The 22,820-nt window shown below is 64.5% G+C and carries 18 protein-coding genes; 14 read left to right on the top strand and 4 right to left on the bottom strand.

Features of this window, described 5'->3' with window-relative positions; genetic code table 11:
- Positions 1–14: 14 nt before the first annotated feature.
- Genes HZZ13_RS20600 through HZZ13_RS20585 form a run of 4 tightly spaced genes read left to right on the top strand, consistent with a single transcriptional unit; the run spans position 15 to position 4,618 of the window.
- On the top strand, positions 15–1,406 hold the full coding sequence (locus HZZ13_RS20600) for an enolase-like domain-containing protein (protein WP_197961367.1): 1,392 nt from the start codon (positions 15–17) through the stop codon (positions 1,404–1,406).
- A complete protein-coding gene (locus HZZ13_RS20595; protein ID WP_197961366.1) occupies positions 1,403–2,554 on the top strand; it encodes a Gfo/Idh/MocA family protein in 1,152 nt (383 codons plus the stop codon). Before HZZ13_RS20600 ends, HZZ13_RS20595 begins: the two co-directional genes overlap by 4 nt.
- A 10-nt stretch (positions 2,555–2,564) precedes the next feature.
- Positions 2,565–3,755 (top strand): dihydrodipicolinate synthase family protein, encoded by a 1,191-nt coding sequence (locus tag HZZ13_RS20590; protein ID WP_197961365.1) that lies wholly within the window; start codon positions 2,565–2,567, stop codon positions 3,753–3,755.
- Positions 3,755–4,618: a sugar phosphate isomerase/epimerase family protein gene (locus HZZ13_RS20585; protein WP_197961364.1), complete on the top strand. Its 864-nt coding sequence runs from the start codon at positions 3,755–3,757 to the stop codon at positions 4,616–4,618. Before HZZ13_RS20590 ends, HZZ13_RS20585 begins: the two co-directional genes overlap by 1 nt.
- A gap of 159 nt (positions 4,619–4,777) precedes the next feature.
- Here HZZ13_RS20585 and HZZ13_RS20580 read toward each other — a convergent pair whose 3' ends face one another.
- Together HZZ13_RS20580 and HZZ13_RS20575 are read right to left on the bottom strand one after the other, a co-directional pair.
- Positions 4,778–6,163, bottom strand: coding sequence for an FAD-binding oxidoreductase (locus HZZ13_RS20580; protein ID WP_197961363.1), 1,386 nt, complete (start codon positions 6,161–6,163; stop codon positions 4,778–4,780).
- 1,048 nt (positions 6,164–7,211) lie between these two features.
- Positions 7,212–8,462, bottom strand: a complete 1,251-nt coding sequence (locus HZZ13_RS20575) for a Spy/CpxP family protein refolding chaperone (protein ID WP_246504505.1) — start codon at positions 8,460–8,462, stop codon at positions 7,212–7,214.
- Here HZZ13_RS20575 and HZZ13_RS36880 point away from each other — a divergent pair.
- Together HZZ13_RS36880 and HZZ13_RS36875 are read left to right on the top strand one after the other, a co-directional pair.
- A complete protein-coding gene (locus HZZ13_RS36880) occupies positions 8,442–8,765 on the top strand; it encodes a hypothetical protein (protein ID WP_246504504.1) in 324 nt (107 codons plus the stop codon). The genes HZZ13_RS20575 and HZZ13_RS36880 overlap by 21 nt on opposite strands.
- A complete protein-coding gene (locus tag HZZ13_RS36875) occupies positions 8,762–9,082 on the top strand; it encodes a hypothetical protein (RefSeq protein ID WP_197961452.1) in 321 nt (106 codons plus the stop codon). The genes HZZ13_RS36880 and HZZ13_RS36875 overlap by 4 nt, the downstream gene beginning before the upstream one ends.
- A 296-nt stretch (positions 9,083–9,378) precedes the next feature.
- Here the strand turns inward: HZZ13_RS36875 and rocD are convergent, their stop codons facing one another.
- Entirely contained in the window at positions 9,379–10,593 is a 1,215-nt protein-coding gene (rocD, locus tag HZZ13_RS20565) for an ornithine--oxo-acid transaminase (RefSeq protein WP_197961362.1), read from the bottom strand.
- Positions 10,594–10,817: 224 nt separating this feature from the next.
- Positions 10,818–12,038: a cytochrome P450 gene (locus HZZ13_RS20560; RefSeq protein ID WP_197961361.1), complete on the bottom strand. Its 1,221-nt coding sequence runs from the start codon at positions 12,036–12,038 to the stop codon at positions 10,818–10,820.
- 105 nt (positions 12,039–12,143) lie between these two features.
- On the opposite strand from HZZ13_RS20560, the gene HZZ13_RS20555 reads away from it, so the two are divergent.
- The 8 genes from HZZ13_RS20555 to HZZ13_RS20520 all read left to right on the top strand — a co-directional run bounded on the left by HZZ13_RS20555 (position 12,144) and on the right by HZZ13_RS20520 (position 22,817).
- Complete coding sequence (locus HZZ13_RS20555) at positions 12,144–12,686, top strand: phosphonopyruvate decarboxylase (protein WP_197961360.1); 543 nt, start codon at positions 12,144–12,146, stop codon at positions 12,684–12,686.
- Positions 12,683–13,273 carry a thiamine pyrophosphate-dependent enzyme gene (locus tag HZZ13_RS20550; protein WP_197961359.1) on the top strand — a complete coding sequence of 197 codons (591 nt, stop codon included), beginning with the start codon at positions 12,683–12,685 and terminating at the stop codon, positions 13,271–13,273. The genes HZZ13_RS20555 and HZZ13_RS20550 overlap by 4 nt, the downstream gene beginning before the upstream one ends.
- A 140-nt stretch (positions 13,274–13,413) precedes the next feature.
- Positions 13,414–14,115, top strand: a complete 702-nt coding sequence (locus HZZ13_RS20545; protein WP_197961358.1) for a TetR/AcrR family transcriptional regulator — start codon at positions 13,414–13,416, stop codon at positions 14,113–14,115.
- A gap of 1 nt (position 14,116) precedes the next feature.
- Complete coding sequence (locus HZZ13_RS20540; RefSeq protein ID WP_197961357.1) at positions 14,117–15,310, top strand: efflux RND transporter periplasmic adaptor subunit; 1,194 nt, start codon at positions 14,117–14,119, stop codon at positions 15,308–15,310.
- Between the two features lie 70 nt (positions 15,311–15,380).
- The gene (locus HZZ13_RS20535; protein ID WP_197961356.1) at positions 15,381–18,476 is read left to right on the top strand and encodes a MexW/MexI family multidrug efflux RND transporter permease subunit; all 3,096 of its coding nucleotides are present in this window, start codon (positions 15,381–15,383) and stop codon (positions 18,474–18,476) included.
- 125 nt (positions 18,477–18,601) lie between these two features.
- On the top strand, positions 18,602–21,184 hold the full coding sequence (locus tag HZZ13_RS20530; protein WP_197961355.1) for an ATP-binding protein: 2,583 nt from the start codon (positions 18,602–18,604) through the stop codon (positions 21,182–21,184).
- Complete coding sequence (locus tag HZZ13_RS20525) at positions 21,181–21,570, top strand: response regulator (RefSeq protein WP_197961354.1); 390 nt, start codon at positions 21,181–21,183, stop codon at positions 21,568–21,570. Before HZZ13_RS20530 ends, HZZ13_RS20525 begins: the two co-directional genes overlap by 4 nt.
- Positions 21,567–22,817, top strand: coding sequence for an adenylate/guanylate cyclase domain-containing protein (locus HZZ13_RS20520; protein ID WP_197961353.1), 1,251 nt, complete (start codon positions 21,567–21,569; stop codon positions 22,815–22,817). Before HZZ13_RS20525 ends, HZZ13_RS20520 begins: the two co-directional genes overlap by 4 nt.
- Positions 22,818–22,820: the final 3 nt, after the last annotated feature.

The following is a 22,820-nucleotide window of genomic DNA, read 5'->3' as shown; positions in this document are numbered from 1 at the left end:
TTCGTTGTGAGATCATGTCCCCCCGCCTGAAGCTGCGAGACATCGCCTTCTTCGAACGTCCCGTGCAATTCGCGCGGCCGTTCCGCTTCGGCGCTGTTACCATCAACGCGACGCCGCAGCTGTTCGTGCGGGCCGAGATCGAGGTCGAAGACAGGGGAACCGCAGTCGGTGCCAGCGCCGAGCTGCTGGTGCCAAAGTGGTTCGACAAGCGGCCGGAGCTGTCGCCGGCGCAGACGGTCGACAGCTTGCGACGCTCGCTTCAGATCGCGCGCGGTCTGTATCTGGCACGAGGCGGCTTCCGGACGGCGTTCGATCTGCATGCCGCCTGCATCGGTGCCCAGGTTGCGACCTGCGCGAAGCAGAATATTCCGGCGCTGGCAGCAAGCTACGGCCCCGCGGAGATCGACAAGGCCATCCTCGATGCGCTGCTGCGCGCCATTAGGACCAGTTTCTTCGACGGGATGGCCGCGAACATCGCCGGCATCGATGCGCGGCTTTCTCCCGACCTGAGCGAGAGGGACATCGGTGCGTTTCTCTCCGGGCGGATGCCGCTGGCGCGTGTTGCCATCAGGCATACCGTCGGCCTCGATGATGTCGTCGAGGGCGAGGGCGGCGTTGCCGATCCGCGCGAGAATACCGGTGCGCGGTACTTCAAGCTCAAGCTGTCCGGCGATCCGGCTGCCGATGCGGCGCGGCTGGCGCGGATCGGCAAGGAGCTCGACACGCTCGGACGCGACTACAAGGTGACGCTCGACGCCAACGAGCAATACGCGGATTTCGCGGCGTTGCAGGCCCTGATGGACCGGCTCGATCGTGACGCGGCGCTGCGCCCGATCGCCACGCGCCTGCTCTATGTCGAACAGCCGATGCCGCGCGACATCACGCTGCAATCGCCGCTCGGCAAGCTCGCCGCGCGCGGCTTCATCATCGACGAAGCCGACGATTCCTACGATGCTTTCCCGGCAGCGCGGGCGCTCGGCTATCGCGGCATTTCCTCCAAATCCTGCAAGGGCGTCTACAAGTCCATCGCCAACGCCACGCGCGCGGCGAAATGGAGCTCCGAAGGCGGCACCTTCTTCGTGACGGCTGAGGACCTGACCTGCCAGGCCGGTCTTGCCGTGCAGCAGGACCTCGCGCTCGGCGCCTTCATTGGCGTCACCCACGCCGAGCGCAACGGCCATCACTATGTCGACGGTTTTGGCGATACGCCCTCCGCGGAAGCACAGGCCTTCGCGGCCGCGCACCCCGATCTCTATACCGATGCCGGGCAGGGCATCCGGCTCTCCATTCACGACGGCGATCTCCTGACGGGATCGCTTCACACAGCAGGCTTTGCCACCGCGGTCCATCCGGACTGGTCGGCGCTGCGCCCGCTCGAACAGCCACTTCAGGAGCAATTGGCATGACCACGCAACGCCTCGGTCTCATCATGAACGGCGTCACCGGCCGCATGGGGCTCAATCAGCATCTGATCCGCTCGATCGTCGCGATCCGCGACCAGGGCGGCGTCGGCCTGACGAACGGCGACCGCGTCATGCCCGATCCGATCCTGGTCGGCCGCAGCGCCGACAAGGTCGAGGCGCTGGCCAAGCGCTACAACATCACGCGCTGGACCACCGATCTCGATGCCGCGCTCGCCGATGAGAACGACACCATGTTCTTCGACGCTGCGACCACGCAGGCGCGCCCCGGCCTGCTGACGCAGGCGATCAATGCCGGCAAGCACGTCTATTGCGAGAAGCCGATCGCGACCAATTTCGAGGAGGCGCTCGAGGTCGTGAAGCTCGCCAATGCCAAGGGCGTCAAGCACGGCACGGTGCAGGACAAGCTGTTCCTGCCGGGGTTGAAGAAGATCGCCTTTTTGCGCGATTCCGGCTTCTTCGGCCGCATCCTCTCGGTGCGTGGCGAGTTCGGCTATTGGGTGTTCGAAGGCGGCTGGCAGGAGGCGCAGCGGCCGTCGTGGAACTACCGCAGCGAGGACGGCGGCGGCATCATCCTCGACATGGTCTGCCATTGGCGCTACGTGCTCGACAACCTCTTCGGCAACGTCCAGAGCGTCAGCTGCATCGGCAGCACCGATATCCCCGAGCGCTTCGACGAGCAGGGCAAGACGTACAAAGCGACCGCGGACGATTCCGCCTACGCCACGTTCCAGCTCGAAGGCGGCATCATCGCCCACATCAACATGTCCTGGGTGACGCGCGTCTATCGCGACGACCTCGTCACCTTCCAGGTCGACGGCACGCTCGGCTCGGCGGTCGCGGGCCTCACCGACTGCATGATCCAGGCGCGGCAGGCGACCCCGCGGCCGGTGTGGAATCCCGACGAGAAGCGGCTGCACGATTTCTACGGCGACTGGCAGAAGCTGCCGGACAACGTCAGCTACGACAACGGCTTCAAGGAGCAGTGGGAGATGTTCATCCGTCACGTCTACGAGGACGCGCCCTACAAGTTCACGCTGCTCGAAGGCGCCAAGGGCGTGCAGCTCGCCGAATGCGCATTGAAGAGCTGGAAGGAGCGGCGCTGGATCGACGTCGCCCCGATCAAGGTGTGAGGAGGGACATATGAACAAGCCCGTCCAACCCATGTCGTCATTGTCGCTCAAGCTGCCCAAAGCCGATCGCTCGATCGAGACCTACCGGCTCGCGGCTTCGCGCACGTTCCCGGCCAAGCTTGAGGGACCCCTGAACCGCATCGCCTTCTCGGCCGTGCACACCGTCGCCGACCCTTTCGCCGACAACGATCCCTGGCTGTCGGCCGCCGTCGACTGGGACAAGACCATCGCCTTCCGCGAGCACGTCTGGGACCTCGGCCTTGGCGTCGCCGAAGCCATGGACACCGCCCAGCGCGGCATGGGGCTGGACTGGCCGACCTCGCTGGAGCTGATCACGCGCTCGGTCGCCGCCGCCAAGCGGCGCAACGCGCTGGTGTTCTCCGGTGCCGGCACCGACCATCTCGCGGTCGAGGATGCCAGGAGCCTCGACGATGTGATCCGCGCCTATGAGGAGCAGGTCTCGGCGGTGGAGAAAGTCGGCGGCCGCATCATCATGATGGCCTCGCGCGCCCTTGCGAAACTCGGTCGCAATGCCGATGATTACGCCAAGGTCTATGACCGCGTGCTTTCGCAGGTCCGTGAGCCCGTGATCATCCACTGGCTCGGCGACATCTTCGATCCGGCGCTGGCGGGCTATTGGGGCACGAGAGATCTCGACAAGGCGATGGACATTGCGGTCGCCATCATCAATGCCAACGCCGCCAAGGTCGACGGCGTCAAGGTCTCGCTGCTGGACAAGCAGCGCGAGATCGACATGCGCCGACGCCTCGACAAGCGCATCAAGATGTACACCGGCGACGATTTCAACTACGCGGAGCTGATCGCAGGCGACGAGGAGGGCTTTTCGCACGCGCTGCTCGGTATCTTCGATGCCATCGCGCCGGCGGCGTCCTACGCGCTGTCGCGGCTGGCCGTGGGCGACGAAGCCGGCTTCCATGACGTGCTGGGCCCGACGGTGCCGCTGTCGCGTCACATCTTCAAGGCGCCGACGCGCTTCTACAAGACCGGCGTCGTGTTCATGGCTTATCTCAACGGACACCAGGATCACTTCACCATGGTCGGAGGACAGGAGAGTGCGCGCTCGATGCTGCATCTTGCCGAGCTGTTCCGTCTGGCCGACCAGGCCGGCCTGCTCGCCAACCCCGAGCTCGCGACGCAACGGATGAAGACCGTGCTCGCCACCCACGGGTTCGAATCCTGATGCGCGATTTCTCGTCCGATCATCGCTGGCTGTCGCTGAACACGGCGACCGTCCGCAAGCAGGGTAACCTCGCCGCCATCATCGAGGCCTGTGCGAAACACGGCATCCGCGCCATCGACCCCTGGCGCGATCAGGTTGCCGCCGTCGGTCTCGACCGCGCCGCACGCGCGGTGCGCGAGGCCGGCCTCGAACTGTCCGGCTATTGCCGCGGCGGCATGTTCACCTCGGATGCCGCGCGCCGGGGCGAGGTACGCGACGATAACCGGCGCTGTGTCGACGAGGCCCAGGCACTGGGCGCGCCCTGCATCGTCCTCGTCGTCGGCGGCCTGCCGCAATATTCGCGGCCGGGCAGCGCGGCGTCGAAGGACATCGTGGCGGCGCGCGGGCAGGTCGAGGAAGCGCTCGCTGACATGCTCGACTACGCGCGGCAAGCAAAGCTGCCGCTGGCGATCGAGCCGCTGCACCCGGCCTATGCCGCCGATCGCGCCTGTGTGAACACGACCAAGCAGGCGCTCGACATCTGCGACCGGCTCGACCCCGCCCGCACCGGCATGCTCGGCGTTGCGCTCGACGTCTACCACATCTGGTGGGATCCGGAGCTGATGGGCCAGATCGCACGCGCCGGCAAGGATCGCCTGCTCGCCTTCCATGTCTGCGACTGGCTGGTGCCGACCAAAGACATCCTCAACGACCGCGGCATGATGGGCGACGGGATCATCGACATCAAATCAGTGCGTGCGGCGGTCGAGGCGCAGGGCTTTGCCGGCTATTCCGAGATCGAGATCTTCTCCAACGATTGGTGGGGCAAGCCGATGGACGAGGTGCTGCGCACCTGCATCGCGCGGCACCGGACGGTGGTTTAAAGCCAAATGGCTTTAGGTTGAATCGATTGTCGCGGCTCGTTCACCTCTCCCGCAAGTGGGAGAGGGAGCGCTCCTCCGTCGCTCCCTCGATCCTCGATGCAGGAGAGCGCTCCGACAAACACTTTGGGCGCGCCCGGACCGTGCAGCAGGTGTGATCGTCTACGAGTGCAGCGGTCTGATGTTCTGGTTCATGTGGAAGAAGTTCGTCGGATCGTACTTGGCCTTCAAGGCGGCGAGGCGGTCGTAGTTGTCGCCGTAAGTGGCCCTAAGTCTGCTGTCGTCTCCATCCTCCATCATGAAATTCACATAGCCGCCGTCGGCCGAGTAAGGATGCACGGCTTCCCAATAGTCCTTGGTCCAGCGCGTGATTGCGCCTGCTTTTTGCGGATTGGGATCGATACCGGCGATGACCATCGACCAGGTCGCGTCGCGCGTGTTCCAGGCGGTGTCGCTCTTGTCGACGCGATGGACGGCGCCATCGATCGGATAGAGATGCATGAGCGACAGCGCGCTGGGTGCTTTGCGGGCCTGCTCGATATGGGCGTCAATTGCTTCGTCGGTCAGTTCTTTCACGAAATCGCCGCGCCAGTACCACTGCAGACCTTTTGGGAAGAACGGATCGAACATGGACTGGAGCGCCGGATAGGGCATTTCGCCCATCCAATTGAAGAGCGGCGGGGGCAGCTCACCGAGCAACCCCGCCATGACCGCCTTGCCGCCTTCTGTCGACCCATTGTAGCAGGCAATGATGGCGCAGGCACGCTTGCCCTGATGATCCGGCGGGAACGGGTCCATCGGCGGAACGGTCTTCAAGCCGACAAAGGCCCCGAGCTCCTCGGGAGCGCTGGGGAGGAAATCCCTGTACTTCTGCATCACAGTCCGGGCATTTTCGAGATCCCAGAAGATCGGACCGGCATATACCATCTTCACAGGATGAGCCTGGAACAAGAAGCTCGTGACGATGCCGAAATTGCCGCCGCCCCCGCGCAGGCCCCAATAAAGGTCTGCGTTCTCCGACTTGTTGGCGGTGACGATGCGTCCATCGGCGAGCACGACATCAGCCTCGAGGAGATTGTCGATGGTGAGGCCATATTTGCGGGTGAGGTATCCTGTGCCGCCGCCCAGCGTAAGGCCGGCGATCCCGGTGGTCGATACAATGCCGGCCGGCACGGCAAGCCCGTAGATGTGCGTGGCGTGGTCGACATCGCCTTGCGAGCAGCCGGGACCGACGCGGACAGTACGCGCGCCGGGATCGACCCGCACGCCTTTCATCATCGACATGTCGATCATCAGTCCGTCTTCGACACTGCTGAGGCCCGGCCCATTGTGGCCGCCTCCGCGGATCGCGACCTGGAGATCACTGTCCCTTGCAAAATTGACCGCTGCGACGACGTCAGCGACGTCGGCGCATCGCGCGATCATCATTGGACTCTTGTCGATCATTCCGTTGTAGAGGCTCCGCACAGCGTCATAGTCGGCATCCATTCGCCTGATAACCGGGCCGCGCATATTGCCGATGAAGGTTTCGGTGGCCATGCTCTGCATGATGTCCTCCTATTCCACCCATGATCGGTCATTGGGTCGGAGGTTGCTCGCAGGTTTCCTCGAGCGTTCTCCGCCCGTTTTGAAAAGGTAGATCAAGCGCAGCGCGATAGCCATCGCAAATCGACTACGCGTAGCCCTCTATTCGGAGGCCGAGATCTTCTCCAGCGACTGATGGGCAGGCCGATGAACGAGCTGCTGCGCACCTGCATCGAACGGTACGGGAAGGTGGTGTACCTCGCATCGGCGGTAGAGCGGAATTTGGTTGGACTTGCTGTCCGCTCGACCCCAGTTGCGAATGCCCCATTGCGGCCAGAACGCAGGCGAAGCCGCGAGCTGGTGGGAGTACCACCAATGATGTAGTGGACTGCCATCAGCTTCAGGCAGAATATCATCCCGATGCCGCTGCCTCGCCACAGTCTGTGCCAGATCGGAGGCGGTAATCAGTGGCCTCAACGATCAGCAGGCGCGGCGGATGTACCCATGCCTGTTGATCTTGAGTGGCCCCGACGTGCAACCGTCGGGGCCATTGTTGTGATCGGCCTTACGAGGCTGGCGAGCTTTGCCGGACGCACCGGCGTGCTTTATCGCGGCGAAGGACCGCCTGGGACGAACTTGCAATGCAATGCGCCGGGCCAAACTGGTTTCAGGTCAAATTTTGCAGGGCTCGCTTGTTCGGTGAAAAGTCAGACGATTGCGCTGTCATCGATTCACCGTCAAACACCGGGCTATCACTCGTCAATTCGATCTGCGAAGCTGTGACAACACAAATGCGCTTGCAAGGCAAGCAAGCGCGAAGGGAGGTTCGCAGTGGAGAAGGTGAGACGCCTGCGTGCGATGAGCTCACTGTGCCGCCAACAGGCCGCGTACAACAGCATGAACAAATGGAAGCTGCTCGCAGAAGCAGAATACTGGGAGCGTCTGGCCGATCTCGAGTTGTCTTCCCATTTCCAACAATGCAACGCCGTCGGCTCGAGTGAGATCGAGCAGCCTCAAGCAATCACAAGCGCGAGTGATGATCTCCGCATGAGATCAGAATGCGACGCCGTCCTCACGGGCCTGCGACCTGTTGCAGGGTGTTGAAGCGCGCCTTCTGCTCGCTGCTCAGCGTGGTGTAGAATTCGTCCAGGGCGGGCTCGACCAGCTTGGCGGCGGTCAGCATCGCCTCAAGCCGGTGCTGCATCGCCTCCAGCCGTCCGACCGGCGTCAGCGGCACATCGTTCGGGCAGGCCGCCTGCAGGCTTTCAACGCCCTTGGCTGTCGCTTCACTGAGGCGATCGAGCGCCTCCTTCTGCTTGCCGGCCGGGTGGAGCACAGCCTCGATCCTTTCGATCGGCAGCTGGGTCAGGCTGGATTTCGGATCGCCACAGCCCTCCGTACTGGCTTGCTGCTGCGACGTGCGCTCGCCGACATTGGGGCCGAGCGCGTTGAAGCGGGCCTGCTGCTCGTCACTGAGCGAGTTGTAGAACTTCTCCAGTGCCGGTCGCACAATCTTGACGGCTTCCAGCGTCGCGCTGATGCGGTTCATCATCGCGCGCAAGCGGCCAGGCGGCGTCAGCGCATAAGTCTCCGCGCAGGAATCCTTGAACACACCGGCAGCATCGGCCGCCGCAACCTTCAACTCGTCGAGCAGCGCGCGCTGCTCCGGCGTCGGCTGCACTGCTTTCGCGATATCGGCAAGTGGCCAGGCGGTCACGCCCTTGTCCGGTGTGCCGCACAATTGCTGTAGCGTTTGCGGGCTCACGCTGGCGCGCGAACGCGCGCGATAGCCGCCGCCGGCTTGCGGATAGTCGTACGGGTTGGTGCTGGCAAAGGCGGAATAGGGGCCGTCACCGCCCCAGAACACGGTGTCGAAGAAATCGTCATAAGCGTACGCCCAATAGCCGGGCTCGTAAGCATAGGACCAGAAGGTGTAGTCAAAAATATCGGAGTAAGCGTAGGGCCAGAACACCGGCCCGAGCCACGCCACGAACACCGCGGGATGGCGGTGACGCCAGGCCTGCCGGGGAGCCCAGCCGCTCTGGCGGGTGGTGAGCGCCGCCTGGACTTGCGCAGGGGCCTGCTCACGGAAGCGCTCCGCAAACCGCCCGCGCTGGGCGGCCTGCACGGCGGCGGCAGTGGCGGCTCGCCCAACTGTCGTCGGCTCAGGTCCCAACCGCTGCAGGCGCGCCTGATCAATTTGCTGGAAGCGCTGTTCGCGCTGCAGCAGCCGGTTCTGCGTCTGCAGCATCCGCTCCTGCGCGCGTTGCGCCCGCAGACCTTCCGGCTTCTGCGACTGCAGTTGCTGGATGCGCTGCTGCATGCGATCGATGCGGCTCTGCCGTTCTGTGCTCTGGCGCGTAAGCATCTCGCGTTGCCGCTGCTCGACGTGCTGCTCGCGCTGTTGCACTCGCTGCTCGCGCTCAAGCAGCCGGCTCTGCGACTGCAGCAACCGTTGTTGCTCGCGTTGCGCCCTTGCGCCTTCTGGTGGCTTTTGCGACTGCAATTGCTGCACGCGCTGCTGCAAGCGGTCGATGCGGCCCTGGCGTTCCGCAGACTGGCGCGACAGCGTCTCGCGCGGCCGTTCCGGCCGCTCGCTCACAGCCGGCGGCGCGTTCGGGCGTGAGGGGGCTGCGATATGCGGCGTCCGCTGGGGTGCTATGGCCGGACGCTGCGCTGCTGCCGGCGCGCGATGGATTTCAGGCCGCGGAGCCGCCACGTGCGGCGCCGGACGCGGCGGCGCGGCAATGTGTGGGGTCGGACGTGGCGGAGCGGCAATGTGTGGAGTCGGGCGCGGTGGCGGCGAGGCAATGTGCGGGGCCGGATGTGGCGCCATGGCTGGTCGCTGCGGCATGGCCGGTGGATGGAACGATGGCGCTGCGGGACGCGCCATGGCTGGCGGCGCAGCCGGACGGGCCATTGCCGGTGGTGCTGCTGGTCTAGCCACGGCCGGTGGTGCTGCTGGCCTAGCCATAGCCGGTGGTGCTGCCGGCCGCGCTGCCGGTGCTGCGGCTGTCCCTGGTGGTCCGCCCCTTCCATGTCCCGGAGGTCCCTGAGCGAAAGTGCCGACGCTGGTTCCCAGCATCGAGACACCAACCAAAACGGCCCTTAGGCAAACGCCACGCGGAAGCATGATCGTAGCTCCCAGCTCGTAATCGCCCACGATGTTCAACGCACAGCTGGTGGAATCGTTCGTCCTTGGCCGCCGTCGCCGTTGCGATCTTCCGACGCAGGCAGTCTCAGGAGAAATCCTGCGTCAGGGTGGTGGCGAGCCGCTCTAGCGCCCAGTCGACCTGGTCGCTTGTGATCACCAGCGGTGGGGCGATGCGGATCGTGTGCTCATGGGTATCCTTGGCGAGGATGCCCTTGCCCTGAAGCGCCTCGCAGTAGCGGCGCGCGCGGCCGGCCTCGGGATGCAGCTCGACCGCCAGCATCAGGCCGCGCCCGCGCACCTCGCGGATCGTATTGGCGCGAATGGCTTTCAGGCCCTCCAGAAAGCGTGCGCCCTGCCTGGCCGAATTCTCGATCATGCCTTCCTCCACCAGCACGCGCATCGCCGCGCGGGCCACGGCGCAGGCAAGCGGGTTGCCGCCGAAGGTCGAGCCATGCTGCCCAGGTCGCAAAGTCCCGAGCACGTCGTTATTCGAGAGCACGGCCGACACCGGATAGAAGCCACCGGACAGGGCCTTGCCGAGCAGCGTCACGTCCGCCTCAATTCCCTCGTGCTGTTCGGCAAGCAGCTTGCCGGTGCGGCCGAGCCCGGTCTGGATCTCGTCGAGCACCAGCATCACGTTGTTGGCGGTGCAGAGCTGGCGGACCTCTGTGAAATAGCCAGCGGGAGGAATGACGACACCGGCTTCGCCCTGGATCGGCTCGACCAGAAAGGCGACCGTATTTGGGTTGATTGCTTCCTCAAGCGCCGCGGCGTCGCCGAACGGGATGACCTTGAAGCCTGGCGCGAACGGCCCAAAGTGTCCGCGTGTCTCGGGGTCAGTTGAAAAGCCGACGACGCCCAGCGTGCGTCCGTGGAAATTGTTGGCACAGACGATGATCTCGGCCTGGCCGTCCGGCACGCCCTTCACCTCATAGCCCCATTTGCGCACCGACTTGATCGCGCTTTCGACCGCCTCGGCGCCGCTGTTCATCGGCAGCACCTTGTGGGAACCGGTGAGCGCGGCGATCTCCTCGTAGAACAAGGCGAGCTGGTCGTTGTGGAAGGCGCGCGAGGTGAGCGTCAGCCTGTGCGCCTGTTCGACCATCGCCGCCAGGATCTTGGGGTGGCAGTGGCCCTGGCTGACCGCCGAATAGGCCGAGAGGCAATCCAGATAACGGTTGCCTTCGGTATCCCAGACCCAGACACCTTCGCCGCGCGACAGGACGACCCCGATCGGCTCGTAATTACGGGCCCCGAAGCGTGCTTCTGTTGCGATGAAATCGATGGCCGACACGCTCATCTGTCGTCACTCCATTGCTGCGCGCGGGCGTCAATCGACTGCACCGGCGGCTTCAGCTTGATTTGGGTATCAGCCGGCCGCCTTGGAAGCTTCCTGCTCCGATGGCGTGCCGCGGCCCGATTTGCCCGAAACGTCAGATGGTTCTGCGGAACCAGAGGATGTCGTCCGTCGACCCGGCTTCTACTGTGCATGGGGTTGTTTTCGACATTTTTGTTTGGAGCCCCTCAGCCAAGCGCGCAGGGCACGCTCAGGAAGCCGCGGAACCGCACCCGTCCGCCGCGCACCGGCGCCCCGCTCACGGCAAAGTTCGGGAAGCGCGCCAGGAAGCGCGAGATCGCAATCGCCCCTTCCAGCCGCGCCAGCGCCATGCCGGCGCATTGATGCGCGCCGGTGGCGAAGGCGAGGTGCCGGTTCGGCGTCCGCGCGATGTCGAAGCGCTCGGGGTCGGGAAACTGCGCGGGGTCGCGGTTGGCAGCGCCGATGCACAGCGTCACCGACGTGCCAGCGTCGAGCATGACGCCGCCGAGCTCGACCCTCTCGGTGGTCATGCGGTTGCCGAGCTGGTTGGAGCTCTCGTAACGCAGCATCTCCTCGACCGCGGTCTTGATCATGTCCGGGTTCTCGATCAGGCGCTGTTTCTGGTCGGGGTGACGGTCGAGTGCCACCAGGCCGTTGCCGATCAGGTTGGTGGTGGTCTCGTGGCCGGCATTGAGCAGGAAGATGCAATTGTGCAGCAGCTCCTTCTCCGTCAGCCGCTCGCCATTCTCCTCGCCCTGGATCAGGCGCGTCAGCACGTCGCGCTCCGGATTGCCGGGCCTCGCGCGCCGGCGCGCCACCAGCGTCTGCAGGTAGACGAGGAAGTCCGCAACCGCTTTGTTGCCGCGCGCAGCCGCCTCCGGCGACACCACCGGTTCGAGCGCGCCGAGGATCGCCAGCGACCAGTCGCGCAGCGGCCCGCGCTCATCGTGGGGAACGTCGAGCAGATTGCCGATCACCTCGATGGGAATGGACGCGGCAAAGTCCTCGATCAGTTCGCAAGCGCCCTTGGCGGCGATCGCATCGAGCAGGCCGTCGACGAGCTTGATCAGGTCCCCCTCCATGCTCGCGATCGCGCGCGGCGACAGCGCGCCCATGATGAGACGCCGCACACGGGTGTGGGACGGGGGGTCATTGAAGACGAGGCTGGTGGTGTGGTGCTCGTAGAGCGGGGTGTCGCCGTATTTCGGCGCGAACTCGCGCTTCTTGTCCGAGCTGAACGACTTGGTGTTCTTGTAGGTGGTGACGAGATCGTCGTAGCGGGTCAGGAACACGGTGCCGCTGGCCAGGCGCTTGACAGGCTCGTTCTCCCGCAGTGCACGATAGGTCGGATAGGGGTCGTCATAGAACTCCGGCGTCAGCTTCTCGAGGTCGAAGCTTGCCGCCAGCGCCTTCGCATCTGCGTTCATCCCGTTATACTCGCCGGTTAAAGCCGATATGCCGTTTTTGTTGTTCAGGTCGACGCGTGCATGCGTCTACAGTCTTTGCACCTTGCTAGCCGACCGGACAGGAAAATGCACGCACGCGCTGACGCTGCCGACACGGCGCCGAACTGGCCCGACGATATTTTCGCGACCTTGCAGCGCTTCGACGTCCGGCAGGTGCCCTACGTGCCGGACGCCGGTCATTCCAAGCTGATCCAGCGCGTAGTGAGCTCGTCCACCATGCGCGGCATTGCGCTGACGACGGAGGAGGAGGGCGTGGCGCTGCTCGCCGGCGCCTGGGCCGGCGGACAGCGCGGCGTCTTGCTGATGCAGTCGAGCGGCGTCGGCAATTGCATCAACATGCTGTCGCTGATCCCGATCCTGCGCTTTCCATTCCTCACGCTGGTGACCATGCGCGGCGAGTGGGGCGAGTTCAATCCATGGCAGGTGCCGATGGGTTCGACCACGCAAGGCGTGTTCGAACTCTCCGGCGTCAAGGTGCTGCGCGCCTCGTACGCAGCCGAAGTGCCGGCGGTGTTAGAGGCCGCCGCAGCCCAGGCCTACAACGCGCTGACGCCCACCGCCGTCCTTCTGTCGCAGCGCCTGATCGGCGCTAAGGTTTTCACCAAATGAGCAAGGCCAATCTCCTCGACCGCCGTCAGGTGGTGTCCACGCTGCTGGCGAACCGCAAGGATGTCGTCGCGATCGGCGGCCTCGGCGCTTCCACCAACGACATGTGCGCCGCCGGCGACCACGCCCGCAACTTCTACCTCTGGGGCGGCATGGGCGGCGGCGCGATGATCGGGCTGGGTCTGGCACTGGCGCAGCCGCAGCTGCCGGTGCTGGTCATCACCGGAGACGGCGAGATGCTGATGGGCATGGGCAGCCTTGCCACGATCGGCCTGCAGAAGCCGGCCAACCTCTCGATCGCAGTGCTCGACAACGAGGCCTATGGCGAGACCGGCGGCCAGACCAGCCACACCTCCGCAGCCGCCGACCTCGTCGGCGTCGCCAGGGCTTGCGGCATTAACGACAGCCGAGCTGTCACGACCATGGCCGAGGTCGAAGCCTTCGCCAAAGCCGTCCACGACATTTCCGCGGGTCCGCGCTTTGCCAATGTGAAGATCGACAGCGCCAGCCTGGAGCGGATCCTGCCGACGCGGGACGGGGCTTACATCGTCAACCGGATCCGCGCTGACCTCGGCTTCCAGCCGATCTAGGCGATCCGCCCATCCCTTGCCGAAACGCCTGCACGCGGGCCGTGCAGGCTCGATCAATTTCCATTGATTCTACGTCGCATGCAGGTTGCGATGCAACATAGTGCTTGACTCCTGCGTGGGTGAGTGCTTACTCACCCAGCATGAGCTCATTGCGTATGACGAGCGACCTGAGGCGTCAATTGATCCTCGGCGCCGCAAAGCGCTGCTTTGCCCGACACGGCTATACCGGCACCACGACGAAGAGCGTGGCGGCCGCGGCTGCGATTTCCGAGGCGCTGCTGTTCAAGCATTTCCCGTCCAAGGCGGCGCTCTATGCCGAGATCCTCAGCGACGAGTGCGAGGCCGACCCGGCATTCATGGAGCTGCTCGAGCGGGAGCCGTCGACCGCTACTCTCGTCGAATTGATCCGCGGCATGGTCGAGCACTTCCTCCAGATCGCCGACGGTCCCGATCAGGAAGAGGCCCAGCGCCTGCGGCTGATGGCCACGAGCCATTTGGATGACGGCGAATTCGCCCGCTTGCTCTATGCCAAGATCGAGACGCTGATAGGCGCCGTCTTCGTCGCCTCGCTCGAGCGTGCGATTGCGAGCGGTGACGCGCGGCCCTGCGCTGGCGATCCGCTCAACCTGTTCTGGTTCGCGCATCATGCGGTGATGACCGCGGCGCTGACCAGGCTGCCGGCCACGCCCTGTCTTGCTTACGGCAAGGCGACCGACCTGGAGCGGCAGCTCTGTGAGTTTCTCCTGAGGGGTATCGGACTTAACGACGCCGCAATTGCTTCGCATCTGGGCCGCAATCAGGCCGCGGACGCGAACCAGGCGGCGATTGCAGAAAGTGCATGACATGAACATCGTGGCCGAAAACAAGATTTCGGGGCAACCGATCGACAACAAGGCTCCCAAGCGTCCGGTCCGGCCGGTGCGCTGGTTCATCATCGTCGGCACGCTTCTGGCCGTGCTCGTCGGTGGGCTCGTCTGGTTCAATTCTTTCCGCGGCCAGATGATCAAGCAGTTCTTCGCCAACAACAAGCCGCCGCCGACCCCGGTCAGCGTGGCCGAGGCGAAATCCGAGGTGGTGCCGAACCTGCTCACCGCGGTCGGCAGCCTGGTCGCCGTGCACCAGGTCGACGTCAGCGCCGACGTCAACGGCCGCGTCACCGAGATCAAGTTCGAGCCGGGCACGCGTGTCGAGGCCGGCACGCCGCTGGTGCAGCTGTTCGATGCGCCGGAGCAGGGCGACCTCGCCAATTACAAGGCGCAGGCGACCGTCGCGCAGCTGTCGCTCGATCGCGCCAAGCAGCTGGCCTCGCGCCAGTTCGGTCCGCAGGCGACCGTCGATACCGCGCAGGCCGCCTACGACCAGGCGCAGGCGGGCATCGCCAAGACCGAAGCGCTGATCTCGCAGAAGCTGGTGCGTGCGCCGTTCGCCGGCGATCTCGGCATGCGCAAGGTCGAGGTCGGTCAGTATCTGACCGCCGGCACGGCGATCGTGTCACTGACCGATCTGTCGGAGCTGTGGGCCAACTTCACGGTGACGGAAAAGGATTCCGGCAGCCTCAAGGTCGGCCAGGCCGTCCGGCTGAAGGTCGACGCCTATCCCGGCCGCACCTTCGAGGGCAAGATCACCACGATCGAGCCGCAGATCGCCACCGACACCCGCAACATCCGCGTGCAGGCGACGATCGCCAATCCGGAGAAGATCCTCAAGCCCGGCATGTTCGTGACCACGACGGTGGTGTTGCCGGAAAAGCCGGCCGTGATCACGGTGCCTGAAACGGCAGTCGACTACACGCTGTATGGCGACTCGGTGTTTGTGATCACCGAAAAGAAGGAAGAGGACGGCAAGACCAGCCTGTCGGCGGTGCGCACCTTCGTGCAGACCGGCAACCGGGTCGAGGGTCGCGTCGAAATCGTCAAGGGCCTGAAGCCAGGCGACAAGGTCGTCGCCGTCGGCCAGCTCAAGCTGCAATCGGGCGCTCCGGTGTCGATCTCGACCGATCCGGCCCCGCAGATCCCGGTGCAGCCGCCGCGCTACTGACAACATCCTCGCGTGATCCGGCCCGGCCGGATCACGCATCTTGAGACAAAAGAAATCGAGATCGCCCGCGATGGCCTTTACCGACATTTTCATCAAACGACCGGTTCTGTCGGTCGTCGTCAGCCTGCTGATCCTGCTGATCGGCTTGCGCGCGGCGATGGTGCTGCCGATCCGGCAATATCCGAAGCTGTCGAACACGGTCATCAACATCACGACCGTCTATCCCGGTGCGTCCGCAGATCTGATCCAGGGCTTCATCACCACCCCGATCGAGCAGGCGGTCGCCTCCGCCGAGGGCGTCGACTACATCACCTCGTCCTCGGTGCTCGGCACCTCGACGATCCAGGTCTACATCAAGCTGAATTTCGATCCGAACCAGGCGCTCACCGAGGTGCTGGCGAAGACGAATTCGGTGAAGTATCTGATCCCGAAGGAATCCAACGACCCGATCGTCACCAAGACCACGGGCCAGACCACGGCCGTGATGTATCTCGGCTTCTCCTCCGAGGAACTGTCGGGCTCGGCCATCTCCGACTATCTGACGCGCGTGGTGCAGCCGGTGCTGTCGACCGTCGATGGCGTGGCCTCGGCCGACATTTTGGGCGGCCAGACCTTTGCGATGCGGCTGTGGCTCGACCCGGTGAAAATGGCGGGCCGCAACGTATCGCCGGCGGACGTCGCGGCGGCGATCCAGGCCAACAACTTCCAGTCTGCGGCGGGCCAGACCAAGGGTTATCTGATTGTCTCGAACGTCTCGACCAATACGGGCCTGACCAATGTCGATCAGTTCAAGAAGATGATCGTCAAGGCCAAGGACGGCGGCTTCGTGCGGATGGAGGATATCGCCACCGTCGAGCTGGCCGCCCAGAGCACGGACGCAAGCGTTGCCTTCAACGGTGAGCACGCAATCTTCATCGGCGTGCAGGCAACGCCGCAAGGCAACCCGCTGACGCTGGTGAAGGGCGTCCGCGCGCTGTTCCCCGAGCTCGAACGCAATCTGCCGCCATCGATGAAGATGAAGGTCGCCTACGACTCGACCAAGTTCATCCAGTCCTCGATCGAGGAGGTAGAGAAGACGCTGGGCGAAGCCGTGATCATCGTGATCGTGGTGATCTTCCTGTTTCTGGCCTCGCTGCGTTCGGTCATCATTCCCGTCGTCACCATTCCGCTGTCGATGATCGGCGTCTGCACCCTGATGCTGGCGCTGGGGTTCAGCTTCAATCTCCTGACCCTGCTCGCGATGGTGCTGGCGATCGGCCTCGTCGTCGACGACGCCATCGTCGTGGTCGAGAACATCCACCGCCATCTGGAGGAGGGCAAGACGCCGGTCCAGGCCTCGCTGCAAGGCGCGCGCGAGATCGTGGGTCCCGTCATCTCGATGACCATCACGCTGGCTGCGGTGTACGCGCCGATCGGTTTCCTCGGTGGCCTCACCGGCTCGCTGTTCCGCGAGTTCGCCTTCACGCTTGCGGGCTCTGTGATCGTATCAGGCGTGATCGCGCTGACGCTGTCGCCGATGATGTGCTCGGTTCTGCTGAAGACCGCCGAAGAGAGCCGCTTCGCCAAGCTCGTCAACAAAGTGTTCGGCGCGATGACGCGCTGGTATGGCCGCAAGCTCGATCGCTCGCTGGACTACAAGGCCATCACCGGTCTGTTCGCGATCACGATCCTCGGCCTCGTCGGTTTCCTCTATATGCACACCTCGAAGGAGCTTGCGCCCGAGGAAGACCAGGGCATTGTGTTCGCGGTGACCAAGGCGCCGAAATACGCCAACATCGACTATCTCGATTTCTACGGCGACAAGCTCGACAAGGAATTCGCGAAATTCCCCGAGACCGATCTGCGCTTCGTGCTGAACGGCATCAACGGCCCGCAAGGCGGTATCGCCGGCATGCTGCTCAAACCCTGGGACGAGCGCAAGCGCTCCTCGATCCAGCTGAAGCCGCTGGTGCAGGCCGAGCTCTCGAAGATTGAGGGCGTGCAGGCCTTCGCGTTCAACCTGCCGCCGCTGCCGGGCGGACCGGGTGGCCTGCCGATCCAGATGGTGATCAACTCCACCGCCGGCTTCCAGACCGTCTATGAACAGATGGAGAAGCTGAAGGCCGCCGCGCGCAAGAGCGGCATGTTCATCGTCTCCGATAGCGATCTCAACTTCAACCAGCCGAACGTCAAGGTGACGATCGACCGCACCAAGGCGCAGGACCTCGGCGTCAACATGCAGAACCTCGGCGCCACGCTCGCCGTGCTGCTCGGCGGCAATTACGTCAACCGCTTCAATCTTGAGGGCCGGTCTTACCAGGTGATCCCGCAGGTGCCGCGCGCGAAGCGGCTGTCGCCGGAATCGCTCGGCGGCTACTATGTGACGACCAATACCGGCCAGCAGCTGCCGCTGTCGACCGTGGTGTCCATCGAAACCAAGACCGACCCGAATTCGCTGACCCACTTCAACCAGCTCAATTCGGCGACGTTCTCGGCCGTGCCGATGCCGGGCGTGACTGTCGGCGCCGCGGTGGATTTCCTCGAAAGCGAGGCCAAGAAGCTGCCGCAGGGCTTCAGCCACGACTATCTGGCCGATAGCCGGCAATATGTTCAGGAGGGCAATCAGCTCGCGATCACTTTCGGCTTCGCGCTGATCATCATCTTCCTGGTGCTGGCGGCGCAGTTCGAGAGCCTGCGCGACCCGCTGGTCATCATGATCTCGGTGCCGATGGCGATCGTCGGTGCTCTGATCCCGCTGTTCTTCGGCGCGGCGACCATGAATATCTACACCCAGGTCGGTCTGCTCACCTTGGTCGGCCTGATCACCAAGCACGGCATCCTGATGGTGGAGTTCGCCAACGAGCTCCAGGTCAACGAGCGGCTTGACCGCCGTTCGGCCATCGAGATGTCGGCCCGCATCCGCCTGCGGCCGATCCTGATGACCACGGCCGCGATGGTGACCGGCCTGATCCCGCTCCTGACCGCGACCGGCGCGGGCGCGGCCAGCCGCTTCTCGATCGGCCTCGTGGTCGTCGCCGGCATGTCGATCGGCACGCTGTTTACGCTGTTCGTGCTGCCGGCGGTCTATGTGGTGCTGGCGACCGACCATCGCGCGGCAGCCGATTCCGAGCGGAACAAGCAGGTCAACGAGCTCGACCTCGATTCAAAGGTGCTGCGGCCGACCTGAGGCCGCTGGCAAGGCTAGTCTCGAAGGGCGGCAGCGGTCATCCGCTGCCGCCCTTTTGGGATCGGGTGAGCCGTTTCCCGCGCTTCCGAGAGACAAGATCCGGTCTTCTTGCTAGGTTTCGCGGGATGAGCCTGTCCCTTCACCCCGACACACCCCAAGCCGGGACACTGCCGCGTGCGCCCCCGGGCGCGGCCGCCTCGGGCGAGACGGCGGGCCGTGGGATCCGGACCCGGCTCTTTGCCAAATATGTCGCGCTGTTCGTGGCCGTCGTCGCCATTGCGCTGCTCGCCAACGGCTTGTTCGAGGTCTACTTCTACTATCGCGAGCACAAGGCCTCGCTGATCCGGGTCCAGCACGAGCAGGCCGAGGCGGCTGCGGCCAAGATCGGCCAGTTCGTCAAGGAGATCGAGAGCCAGCTCGGCTGGACGACGCAGCTGCCCTGGTCGGGCGGCTCGATCGAGCAGCGCCGGTTCGACGCGCTGCGCCTGTTGCGACAGGTGCCTGCGATCACCGAGCTGGCCCAGGTGGATTCGACCGGCAAGGAGCGGCTGCGGGTCTCGCGACTGGCGATGGACGCGCTCGACAGCGGGATAGACCTGTCGAACGATCCGAAGTTCACCGAGGCGGTTGCGCGCAAGGTCTATTACGGGCCGGTCTATTTCCGCCGGGAGTCCGAACCCTACATGACACTGGCTCTGGCGGGTGCGCGAAAGGATGCCGGCGTCAGCATCGCCGAGGTCAACCTCAAGCTGATCTGGGACGTCGTGTCCCAGATCAAGGTCGGCGAGCACGGCCACGCCTATGTGGTCGGCCCGGAGGGCCGCCTGATCGCGCATCCCGACATCAGTCTCGTGCTGCGCAACACCGACATGTCCGGCCTCGCGCAGGTGCGGGGTGCCCGGGCCGGTGGCGGCACCACGCCGGATTCATTGCAAGAGGCGACCAACATCCAGGGGCAGACGGTTCTGACGGCCTCAGCCCCGATCGCGCCGCTGGGCTGGACCATGTTCGTGGAGCTTCCTGTCGAAGAGGCCTACGCTTCGCTCTATGCCTCGTTGCAACGGCTTGCCATCGTACTGCTCGCGGCATCCATTTTCGCGGTGCTCGCCGGTGTTTTCCTGGCGCGCCGCATGGTCGGTCCGATCCAGGCGCTCCGCAGCGGCGCCGAGCGGATCGGCGGCGGCAACTTCTCCCAGCGCATCTCGATCAAGACTGGCGACGAGCTCGAAGGCCTCGCCGACCAGTTCAACGAGATGGGCGCGCGCTTGCAGGAATCCTATGCCGACCTCGAGAACAAGGTCGAGCGGCGCACAGCGGAATTGAGCGAGGCTCTGCAGCAGCAGACTGCGACCGCCGATGTGTTGAAAGTCATCAGCCGTTCGGCGTTCGACCTGCAAGCCGTGCTGAACACGCTCGTCGGGTCAGCGGCGCGCTTGTGTGACGCCGATGAGGGGACGATCTTTCGCCCTCGTGAGGGGGTCTTCTATTTGGCCGCAAGCTGCGGGCTCGACCCGGAGCAGGAGAACAAGCTCCGGACCTTCGCTTCCGTACCCGAGCGGGGAAGTGTGGTCGGACGCACGCTGCTCGATCGAAGGACAGTCCATGTCCCGGACGTGCAGGCCGATCCGGAATTCGCACCCTCTTCCGCCCGCAGGCGCTCCAACGTGCGGACGATGCTTGGCGTGCCTATGCTCCGGGAGGGCGCCCCAATCGGGGTATTCGTCTTGACGCGACACATGGTGCGTCCCTTCAGCGACAAGCAAATCGAACTCGCGACCACCTTTGCCGATCAGGCCTTGATCGCGATCGAGAATGTCCGGCTGTTTGAGGAGGTCCAGGAGCGCACCACAGAGCTGTCGCAGTCGCTCGATGACCTCCGCACCGCGCAGGACCGCCTGATTCAGACCGAGAAGCTCGCTTCACTCGGCCAGCTCACCGCCGGCATCGCCCACGAGATCAAGAACCCGCTCAACTTCGTCAACAATTTCTCCGCGGTCTCGACCGAGCTGATCGACGAGCTCAACGAGATCCTGCAATCCGCCGCGCTCGACGGCAAGACGAAGGAGGAGGTCGAGGAGCTCACCGGCATGCTCAGGGCCAATCTCGAGAAGGTGGTGCAGCACGGCAAGCGCGCCGATTCCATCGTCAGGAACATGCTGCTGCATTCGCGTCAGGGTTCCGGCGAGCATCGCGCCGTCGATATCAATGCGGTGGTCGAGGAGAGCCTCAATCTTGCCTATCACGGCGCGCGCGCCGAAAGGCCTGCCTTCAACGTCACGCTTCAGCGCGATTTCGACCCGGCTGCCGGCATGATCGACGTCTATCCGCAGGAGATCACGCGCGTCTTGCTGAACCTGATCTCGAACGGTTTCTATGCCGCGGCCAAGCGCAAGGAGAGCGAGGGCGATGCGTTCGAGCCGACCTTGCGCGCGGCAACGAAGAATCTCGGCGACAGGGTCGAGATCCGGATTCGCGACAACGGCACCGGGATTCCAGCCGAAGTGAAGGAGAAGATGTTCAATCCCTTCTTCACCACCAAGCCGGCCGGGGAAGGCACCGGACTCGGCCTTTCGATGAGCCACGACATCGTGGTGAAACAACACGGCGGCACGATCGACGTGAACACCACACAAGGTGTATTCACCGAATTCATCATCGCGCTGCCGCGGACGATGGCAGCGCGCGACACTTCCGGAGGAAAGTCTTGAACGTTTACATCCTGGTCGTCGATGACGAGCCCGACGTCGAGGCACTGTTTCGGCAGCAGTTCCGGCGCGACCTGCGCGCCGGGCGCTTTCAGATGGAGTTTGCACTTTCGGCCCCCGAGGCGCTCAAGCGCGCCGCCGAGGTCCGTGATCCCTCGCTGATCCTGATCCTGTCCGACATCAACATGCCCGGCATGAGCGGCCTCGACATGCTGCCGAAGGTGCGTGCCGCGCATCCCGATGTTCCCGTCATCATGATCACGGCCTATGGCGATGCCGAGACGCGCCGCAAGGCGATCGAGCGGGGCGCCGTCGGGCTCCTCACCAAGCCGATCGACTTTGCCCTGCTGCGCCAGGCGATCGATACGAGGCTCGAGGAAGCCGCATGACTGCGACCATCCTCTTCGTCGACGACGAGCCGGACCTCGAGGCGCTGATCCTGCAGAAATTCCGCAGGCAGATCCGCGATGGGCAGCTCGCGCTGATCTTCGCGCGCGACGGCCTCGAGGCGCTGGAATCGCTGGAGCAGAATCCGCATGTCGACATGGTGGTCTCGGACATCAACATGCCGCGGATGGACGGCCTGTCGCTGCTCGCGAAGCTCCAGGAGGCCGAGGAGAAGAAGTCGACCATCATCGTCTCGGCCTATGGCGACATGAGCAACATCCGCACGGCCATGAACCGCGGTGCGTTCGACTTCCTGACCAAGCCGATCGACTTCGCCGACCTCGACGCCACGATCGAGAAGACCATCCGCCACGTGGAGATGCTGCGCGAGGTGCGGCGGCGCCAGATGGAAGCCGAGCGGGCCCATGCCTCGCTGTCGCGCTTCTTCTCGCCGGAGATCGCAAGGCGGCTGGCCGCGGACGTTGAGGGCGACGGCATGGAGGTGCAGTGGCGCGATGTCGCCACCCTCTTCACCGATATCACCGGCTTCACCTCGCTGGTCGAGACCGCGCCACCGCAGACGCTGGGCGAGCTCCTCAACGAATATGTCGGCGGCATGACCGAGATCGTGTTTGCCCATGAGGGGACGGTCGCCAAGATCATCGGCGATGCGATCCAGGTGCTGTTCAACGCCCCCGGCGACCAGCCGGACTATGCAACGCGCGCGGTCGCCTGTGCCCATGCTCTCGACGCCTGGGCACAGGATTTTTCGGCGCGCTGGAAGGCAAGAGGCGTGAATTTCGGAGCCACGCGCATCGGTGCCCATGCCGGTCCGGCGCTGGTCGGCAATTTTGGCGGCAATCGCTTCTTCGATTACACGGCCTATGGCGACACCATCAATACGGCGGCCCGGCTGGAGGCGGCGAACAAGCACCTGGGAACGCGCATTTGCGTCAGTGCCAGCGTGGCGGAAGGCGCCGAAAATTTTCATGGCCGTCCCGTGGGCGATCTGATGCTGCGCGGACGCAGCGAGCCGCTGCGCGCGTTCGAACCGCTGCCGCAGGCGAAATTCGAGGCGCCGGCGACAGCGCAATATGCCGAAGCCTTTGCCAAGATGGAGGCCGGCGATGCCGCCGCCATGCCGGCCTTCGCCGCGCTGGTCGGTATGCACGCCGACGATCCGCTGGCCGGATTTCACCTGAAGCGCCTGCTCAACGGCGCCAAGGGCGCTCGCATGCAATTGGAATAGGAG

Source organism: Bradyrhizobium agreste, from assembly GCF_016031625.1.
Classification (GTDB): Bacteria; Pseudomonadota; Alphaproteobacteria; order Rhizobiales; family Xanthobacteraceae; genus Bradyrhizobium; species Bradyrhizobium agreste.
This window is presented reverse-complemented; position numbering and strand designations above follow the sequence as displayed.